General features: G+C 55.9%; 7 protein-coding genes and 1 rRNA gene. 5 read left to right on the top strand and 3 right to left on the bottom strand.

Going from position 1 to position 8,068, the window contains the following annotated elements; translation table 11 throughout:
* Position 1: 1 nt before the first annotated feature.
* Positions 2 to 117, top strand: a 5S ribosomal RNA gene (gene rrf, locus BVU99_RS08140).
* 72 nt (positions 118 to 189) lie between these two features.
* Here the strand turns inward: rrf and mobB are convergent.
* Together mobB and mobA are read right to left on the bottom strand one after the other, a co-directional pair.
* Positions 190 to 708, bottom strand: a complete 519-nt coding sequence (mobB, locus tag BVU99_RS08135) for a molybdopterin-guanine dinucleotide biosynthesis protein MobB (RefSeq protein WP_099817567.1) — start codon at positions 706 to 708, stop codon at positions 190 to 192.
* Entirely contained in the window at positions 708 to 1,295 is a 588-nt protein-coding gene (gene mobA, locus BVU99_RS08130; protein ID WP_025304724.1) for a molybdenum cofactor guanylyltransferase MobA, read from the bottom strand. The genes mobB and mobA overlap by 1 nt, the downstream gene beginning before the upstream one ends.
* Positions 1,296 to 1,443: 148 nt before the next feature.
* On the opposite strand from mobA, the gene BVU99_RS08125 reads away from it, so the two are divergent.
* The 3 genes from BVU99_RS08125 (at position 1,444) to dsbA (ending at position 3,451) form a co-directional block, all read left to right on the top strand.
* The gene (locus BVU99_RS08125; RefSeq protein ID WP_099817569.1) at positions 1,444 to 1,713 is read left to right on the top strand and encodes a YihD family protein; all 270 of its coding nucleotides are present in this window, start codon (positions 1,444 to 1,446) and stop codon (positions 1,711 to 1,713) included.
* A 98-nt stretch (positions 1,714 to 1,811) separates the two neighbouring features.
* The gene (locus BVU99_RS08120) at positions 1,812 to 2,798 is read left to right on the top strand and encodes a serine/threonine protein kinase (protein ID WP_049209084.1); all 987 of its coding nucleotides are present in this window, start codon (positions 1,812 to 1,814) and stop codon (positions 2,796 to 2,798) included.
* Between the two features lie 29 nt (positions 2,799 to 2,827).
* Positions 2,828 to 3,451, top strand: a complete 624-nt coding sequence (dsbA, locus tag BVU99_RS08115) for a thiol:disulfide interchange protein DsbA (protein WP_025304721.1) — start codon at positions 2,828 to 2,830, stop codon at positions 3,449 to 3,451.
* Positions 3,452 to 3,494: 43 nt separating this feature from the next.
* Here dsbA and BVU99_RS08110 read toward each other — a convergent pair whose 3' ends face one another.
* Positions 3,495 to 4,391, bottom strand: a complete 897-nt coding sequence (locus tag BVU99_RS08110; RefSeq protein ID WP_025304720.1) for an acyltransferase — start codon at positions 4,389 to 4,391, stop codon at positions 3,495 to 3,497.
* A 497-nt stretch (positions 4,392 to 4,888) separates the two neighbouring features.
* Between BVU99_RS08110 and polA the strand changes: the two genes are divergently transcribed.
* Complete coding sequence (gene polA / locus BVU99_RS08105; RefSeq protein ID WP_038630023.1) at positions 4,889 to 7,687, top strand: DNA polymerase I; 2,799 nt, start codon at positions 4,889 to 4,891, stop codon at positions 7,685 to 7,687.
* Positions 7,688 to 8,068: the final 381 nt, after the last annotated feature.

The raw sequence follows: 8,068 nt of genomic DNA, 5'->3' as shown, positions 1-8,068 counted from the left end.
GCCTGGCGGCAATAGCGCGGTGGTCCCACCTGACCCCATGCCGAACTCAGAAGTGAAACGCCGTAGCGCCGATGGTAGTGTGGGGTCTCCCCATGCGAGAGTAGGACACTGCCAGGCATCAAATAAAGCCGAAAGCCCTGAACTGACGTTCAGGGCTTTTTGCTATGCGTAAAACGTAAAAAAGCGCAGCTACGCTGCGCCTTTCAACCACTCGACAATAAAATCGGCGATGCTTTCCGGCTGATTGAGATCCAACTGCTTAGCCGTGATGGATAGCGGTCGGTCGCTGGCTACCGCCACGACAAACTGATCCAGCATGTCTTCTAGCGGCCTACCGATCTCGGCCCGATAAAGCAGGAGCTTGCTGACCGGCTCATGTTTGAACCCTTCCACCAGAATCAAGTCGACCTTATCGGCATCAAAACGCTCTGCCAGGTAGCGTAGATCCAAAGGTTGTTGCTCCGGCGTTTCGGTCATCAATGCCCAGCGGCGATCGCTGGCGACCAACGTTTGGTCGGCACCCGCTTTGCGCAGCTCATAGCTGTCTTTACCCGGTATATCCACATCCATATCGTGGTGCGTATGCTTTATCAGCCCAACCCGCACCTGGCGCTGTTTCAGCAGCGGGATCAGCTGTTTGAGCAAGGTGGTTTTTCCCGTTCCGCTATAGGCACCGATGGCCAGCAAAGGGGGCAATGAACGATTCATTACTTTAGCTCTCGTGCTTGCTGCCAATTCCGGCAGTCTTCCGGCGTATTCAGGTTATGAAATGCCGCTTGTTGTCCGCAGAACGCCACGCGTTGTGCCCCAATTTGATGCAGGAACAGCATCAGCTTGCGTTCACCTCGGGCCAGATAGTCAGCCAGCTGCGGTGCTATTTGGCTATGCAATAACGCCAGCGTAGGGTGATCTCGTTCACCATCGCTGGCAAAGGCCGCCTGCGCCGCGCCTTTTTGCCGCCAGAGTTGTGCGACTAAGTCGGCGGGAAAGTCGGGGACATCACAGGGGACAAAGACCACCCATTCGCTGTGAGCCTGTGTGAGCCCGGCGAGCATCCCGGCCAACGGCCCGGCGAAGTCGGGCGTCAGATCGCCAATCACCGGCAAACCGCTCGCCTGGTAACGTGCCTGATTGCGATTGGCGCTGATGGCGACGGAGGCCACTTGCGGGCGTAACCGAGCCAATACGTGTTGATAGAGTGCGATCCCGCCAATCGACACTAGGCCTTTGTCTTCACCGCCCATGCGCGTGGCCCGTCCGCCGGCCAAAATGACGCCGCTGATTTCTTTATGCATCTCGTTTATCCCGCCTTGTCGATGCGCTGATTGTAGCGCTAAAGCCAACGCGACATCAGGATTTACCTTTATTGACAAGCCGGTTCTTTCACTGCGTGGGTAAGCCTGTTACTTTGTGAGTTTATTCATGCTATTGGACGATATTGAGATGAAAACGCATCGCGTAAACGAGTTGATCGAGCTGTTGCACCCGGCCTGGCAGGAAGATCCCGATCTCAATTTGATGCAGTTTTTGCAAAAGGTGGCGAAGGAAGCGGGCTTCCAGGGCGAGTTGTCCGAATTGAGCGATGATATTCTTATTTACCACCTGAAAATGCGCGGTAGCGCCGGAACGGATCAGATCCCGGGTCTGAAGAAAGATTACGAAGAAGATTTTAAAACGGCGCTGTTGCGCGCTCGCGGCGTTATCAAGGACTGATCCTCGTGCGGTGCGAGAAAGCATAGCGCGTGAAATGCGCCATTAATGCTACTATTTCTCATTCCCGGCACCATGCTGTCAGCGATCAAACGAACGTTATGAATAACTCTGCTTTTAATTTCGACACCCTGTCGCCCGATTTGATTATGGACGCGCTAGAAGGGATTGGCCTGCGCGTTGATTCCGGCCTGACGGCGCTGAACAGCTATGAGAACCGCGTCTATCAGTTTATGGACGAAGATCGCCGACGCTACGTGGTGAAGTTTTACCGTCCGGAGCGCTGGAGTGCCGCACAAATCGGTGAGGAACATCAGTTCGCTCTGGATCTGGCCGGCGCGGAGATCCCGGCGGTGGCGCCGCTGGCGCTGCAAGGCACTACGCTGCATATGCACGGCGGTTTTTTCTTTACGCTGTTCCCCAGCGTGGGGGGCCGGCAATATGAGATAGACAATCTGGATCAGTTGGAATGGGTAGGCCGTTTTCTGGGGCGTATCCATCAGGTCGGCGGTGAGCGTTTGTTTGCTGAGCGGCCGACCATGGGGATTGAAGAGTATCTTATTGCCCCGCGTCAGGCGCTGGCCGATTGCGAGCTGTTGCCGGCAGCGCAGCGTGAAGCGTTCCTGCAGGCGACGGATAACCTGATTGCGGCGATCAAGCCGCACTGGCATCTGAACTGGCAGCCGCGTCGTTTGCACGGCGATTGCCATCCGGGCAATATTCTGTGGCGCGACGGCCCGCTGTTTGTCGATCTTGATGACGCGCGCAACGGCCCGGCGGTGCAGGATTTGTGGATGCTGCTGCACGGTGAACGTCGCGATCAATTGATGCAGCTGGATGTCTTGCTGGAGGCGTACGGCGAATTTGCCGAGTTCGATCAGCGCGAGCTGGCGTTGATTGAACCCCTGCGGGCGATGCGCATGGTGTATTACCTGGCCTGGGTCGCTCGCCGTTGGCAGGATCCGGCCTTCCCTAAGAGTTTTCCGTGGATGGCGGAGTCTGATTTCTGGTTGTCTCAGACTGCGGCCTTCACCGAACAGGTTAAGCTGTTGCAGGAGCCTCCTCTGCAGCTGACGCCAATGTATTGAAGCTTTAACACAATGGAGAGTTTAGTCTTATGAAAAAAATATGGTTGGCGCTCGTTGGCATGGTGATGGCATTCAGTGCCTCGGCGGCACAGTTTAGCGATGGCACTCAGTATGTGACCTTGGACAAGCCGGTGACCGGCGAGCCGCAGGTACTGGAGTTCTTCTCCTTCTACTGCCCGCACTGCTACCAATTTGAGCAGGTCTATCACGTGTCCGAAAACGTGAAAAAGGCGCTGCCTGCCGGCACCAAAATGACCAAGTACCACGTGGAGTTCCTGGGGCCACTGGGCAAACAGCTGACTCAGGCGTGGGCGGTGGCGATGGCGCTGGGCGTGGAAGATAAAGTAAGCCCGCTGATGTTTGAAGCGGTGCAGAAAACCCAGACCGTGCAAACGCCGGACGATATCCGTAACGTCTTCGTAAAAGCGGGCGTGACCGCCGCAGATTATGACGCAGCTTGGAACAGCTTCGTGGTGAAATCTCTGGTGGTTCAACAGGAGAAAGCCGCGGAAGATCTGCAGCTGCGCGGCGTGCCGGCGGTATTTGTGAACGGCAAATACATGGTTAAAAACGATGGCCTGGATACCAGCTCGATGGACGCTTACGTGAAGCAGTTCGCCGACGTGGTTAAATTCCTCAGCCAGCAGAAATAAGCCTGATTCAACATGAAAAACGCCGGCATTGCCGGCGTTTTTTTTATCCATATTGCCGCTTCAATTTATCCAGCAACCGGTCTTTTTCCTGCCACAGCGTATTCAGCCATAGCTGGAAGCGCCGCTTGAACAGCTTGTCGTTGAAGTAGTCCCCGTGCAGGGTTTCATCGATCGGCAACGTCTCAATTCTTACTACGATACGCGTCAGACGACCGCACAGCATGTCCAGAAAAGGCCGTTGGTTATTTTCCGGATAGAGCAGGGTAACGTTCAACACTTTGTCGAACTGATTGCCCAGCGCGCTAAGGGTAAACGCGATGCCGGCGGCTTTGGGCGCCAGCAAATTGCGGTAGGGTGAATTGCTTTTAATTTTCTTGGCTTCGGTGAAGCGCGAACCTTCGACGAAATTGACGATGGTGGTTGGGCGCTGGCGGAATTTTTCGCAGGAACGGCGCGTCGTTTCGATATCCTTGCCGCGTTTCTCCGGGTGCTTGAGCAAATAGGCACGGGAGTAACGTTTCATGAATGGCATATCCAGCGCCCAGCAGGCCAGGCCGACGAAAGGTACCCAGGCGAGCTGTTGCTTGAGGAAATACTTATTCATTGGAATATGATTTCTGAACAGCACGCACAACACGACAATGTCTGACCAACTTTCGTGATTGCTGATCAGCAGATACCAGTTTTTACGATCCAGCCCTTCCAGCCCTTCAATATCCCAACGCAATTGCCCGTTAATACGCAATAACAGCGCCAGCCCCTGACACCAACACCACATCATGAAATCGGCGAAAGCCGAGATATATCGCCAGACGGCGGGAATGGGCACCAGGAGTTTCACGATGCCGGCCAACGTGATGGGGATGGAACACAACACCGTCACCAGAATGGTGAGTATGACGGAAATGATAAAGATAACAGGCGTTAACAATCTTGGCATGGTTATGGGCTGACGGTTGTTGGGAACATCGTTGCATGCCAAAGCGCATGAACAAAAGCCTATTTTAACAGAGATCGTCGGGGTAAAGCGCCGCTAAAAATCACTGTTTTTCGTCTCATCGGATAACCATTTGCTGAGTTTTCGTGCAACTTTCCCAGCTTGTGCTAGGGTAATTGAGGCGCCGAATTTGATTAATAGTGCGATTAAAATCCGGCGAAAGTTATATCCACAAATTCAATAAAAGCCAGTAATAAAGCGTCGCCGGAATTCGTTCTTTTAACGCGGTGATTTAAATAGGAATTTTATTCGCCGTTATAACGATAATCACAGCGTTATAATTCGGTCTCTTTTCTATGCACAAAGTTATCCACAGGTAAGATCTTGCGGATCCTCGCGCACCATCACATCATTTTCGTCCGCAATGCACGCTAAGGTTCGTCTCCGGCGGCCAGCTATGGCATGCTTACCCCTATGTCCGATCACGATAAAGAAACGCTATGGCCCAGATTGCAGAAAACCCACTAATCCTGGTTGACGGTTCCTCCTACCTCTACCGCGCTTATCACGCCTTCCCGCCGCTGACCAACTCGGCGGGCGAGCCAACCGGCGCGATGTATGGCGTGCTGAATATGCTGCGCAGCCTGCTGCTGCAGTATCAACCGAGCCACGTTGCCGTGGTGTTTGATGCTAAAGGGAAGACCTTCCGCGACGATCTGTTCGCTGAATACAAGTCACACCGGCCACCGATGCCGGACGATTTGCGTGCGCAGATCGAGCCGCTGCACAGCATGGTCAAGGCGATGGGCCTGCCGCTGCTGGTGACGCCCGGCGTTGAGGCGGACGACGTCATCGGTACGCTGGCGCTGGAGGCCGAAAAGGCCGGCCACGCGGTGCTGATCAGCACCGGCGACAAAGACATGGCGCAGTTGGTGACGCCGAACGTCACCCTGATCAATACCATGAACAACACGATCCTCGGCCCGCAGGAAGTGTGCGATAAATATGGTATTCCGCCGGAGCTGATCATCGACTTCCTGGCGTTGATGGGCGATTCATCGGACAACATTCCCGGCGTGCCGGGCGTGGGCGAGAAAACCGCCCAGGCGTTGCTGCAGGGGATCGGCGGGCTGGATGCGCTGTACGGCAATCTGGAGAATATCGCCACGCTGAGCTTCCGCGGCGCCAAAACCATGGCGGCCAAGCTGGAACAGAACAAAGAGGTCGCGTATCTCTCCTATAAGCTGGCGACGATCAAAACCGACGTCGAGTTGGATCTGACCTGTGCGGACCTGACGGTCTCCGCGCCGGATGTCGACACGTTGCAACAGCTGTTCAAACAGTACGAGTTCAAACGCTGGCTGGCGGACGTGGAGGCCGGCGTCTGGCTGGAAAACAAGAAAGGCGCGGGCGCGAAAGCTGCCGGCGCCGCCAAATCGGCCATCGCTGCGGAAACGCCGAAAGCGCTGGCGGAGGCCAAGCTGTCTCAGGACGGTTATGTCACCATCCTGGACGAAACGACCTTTACCGACTGGCTGGCGCGGCTGAAAAAGGCCGACGTATTTGCCTTCGATACCGAAACCGATGGCCTGGATACGCTGACCGCCAACCTGATCGGCCTGTCCTTCGCGATCGCGCCGGGTGAAGCGGCTTATTTGCCGGTGGCACACGATTATCTGGATGCACCGCCACAGCTGGATCGCACCTACGTGCTGGAAGCGCTCAAGCCGCTGCTGGAGGACGAGAAGGCGCTCAAGGTCGGGCAAAACCTGAAGTTCGACATGAGCCTGCTGGCGCGCTACGGCATCGAGATGCGCGGTATCGCCTATGACACCATGTTGGAGTCCTATGTGCTGGACAGCGTCGGTGGCCGTCATGATATGGACAGCCTGGCCGATCGTTATCTGGGCCACAAAACCATCACCTTCGAAGAGATCGCCGGCAAGGGTAAAAACCAGCTGACGTTCAACCAGATCGCGCTGGAGCAGGCGGCGCCTTACGCCGCCGAAGACGCGGATGTCACGCTGCAGCTGCACCTGGCGATGTGGCCGCAGCTGAAACAGAGCGCGGAGCTGCTGACGGTATTCAATGAGATTGAAATGCCGCTGCTGCCGGTGCTGTCGCATATCGAACGCACCGGGGTGCTGATCGATCCGGCCATTTTGTCGGCCCACTCCCAGGAGCTGGCCAAGCGTTTGGCGGAACTGGAGGTGCAGGCCCATGAGCTGGCGGAAGAGCCGTTCAACCTGGCGTCGACCAAGCAGCTGCAGGCTATCTTGTACGAAAAACAAAAGCTGCCGGTGCTGAAGAAAACCCCGGGCGGGGCGCCGTCCACCAACGAAGAGGTGCTGGCCGAGCTGGCGCTCGACTACCCGCTGCCGAAGGTGATCCTGGAATACCGCGGCCTGGCGAAGCTGAAGACCACCTATACCGATAAGCTGCCGCTGATGATCAATCCGGTCAGCGGCCGGGTGCATACCTCGTACCATCAGGCGGTGACCGCTACCGGCCGTCTCTCCTCGAGCGATCCGAACCTGCAGAACATCCCGGTGCGCAACGATGAAGGGCGACGCATTCGCCAGGCCTTTATCGCGCCGGAAGGCTACCGCATCGTCGCGGCCGACTACTCGCAAATCGAGCTGCGCATCATGGCGCATTTGTCACAGGATGAAGGGCTGCTGAAGGCCTTCGCCGAAGGGAAAGACATTCACCGCGCCACGGCGTCGGAAGTTTTCGGCGTGCCGTTGGATAAAGTGACCGGCGAGCAGCGCCGCAGCGCCAAGGCGATTAACTTCGGCCTGATTTACGGCATGAGCGCCTTCGGCCTGGCGCGTCAGCTGGGGATCCCGCGTGGGGAAGCTCAGCGCTATATGGATCTCTACTTCGAGCGTTACCCAGGCGTGCTGGACTACATGGAGCGTACCCGCCAGCAGGCCTCAGAACAGGGCTATGTCAGCACGTTGGATGGTCGCCGTCTGTACCTGCCGGACGTCCGCTCCAGCAATGGCATGCGCCGCAAGGCGGCCGAGCGCGCCGCTATCAACGCCCCGATGCAGGGCACGGCAGCTGATATCATCAAGCGTGCGATGATTGAGGTCGACGCCTGGCTGCAAGGGCAGGAGAAGCCGTTGGTGCGCGCAATCATGCAGGTGCACGATGAATTGGTGTTTGAGGTGCACGAGTCGGTGCTCGAAGAAGCCAGCCAACGTATCCGCCAATTGATGGAAGGCAGTATGACCCTGGCGGTGCCGCTGAAGGTTGACGTGGGCGTCGGCATGAACTGGGATGAGGCGCACTGATCGTCGGGTTATCGCCGGATGCGCTAACTGGCGATAACCTAAGCACTTTTCGTAATTAAGCTACAAGATTCGGCGATAGTTTCCCCAACTTCGCCGTTCTTGCGCCGCAAATTGTGTAAGTAAACTACAAAAAATTCTTTTGCCCTGCGAAAAAATGATGTAGAGTTACAGGCGTAGGGTACAGAGGTAAGATGTTCTATCTTTCAGACCTTTTACTTCACGTAATCGGATTTGGCTGAATATTTAGCCGCCCCAGTCAGTATTGACTGGGGCGTTTTTTATTGTAAAAACAGCAGCAAACCATACGTTTTTCCTATCGCTCCGCACCGCTTTTCGTTCCTGCTTCCATCCTTTCGACTCGCGTAATCCGGCGAGATAAGC

It is taken from the genome of Serratia sp. OLAL2 (assembly GCF_002752475.1).
In the GTDB taxonomy this organism is placed as follows: domain Bacteria; phylum Pseudomonadota; class Gammaproteobacteria; order Enterobacterales; family Enterobacteriaceae; genus Serratia; species Serratia bockelmannii.
The sequence above is the reverse complement of the archived record's forward strand: the minus strand, read 5'-3'. Positions and strand labels throughout refer to the sequence as shown.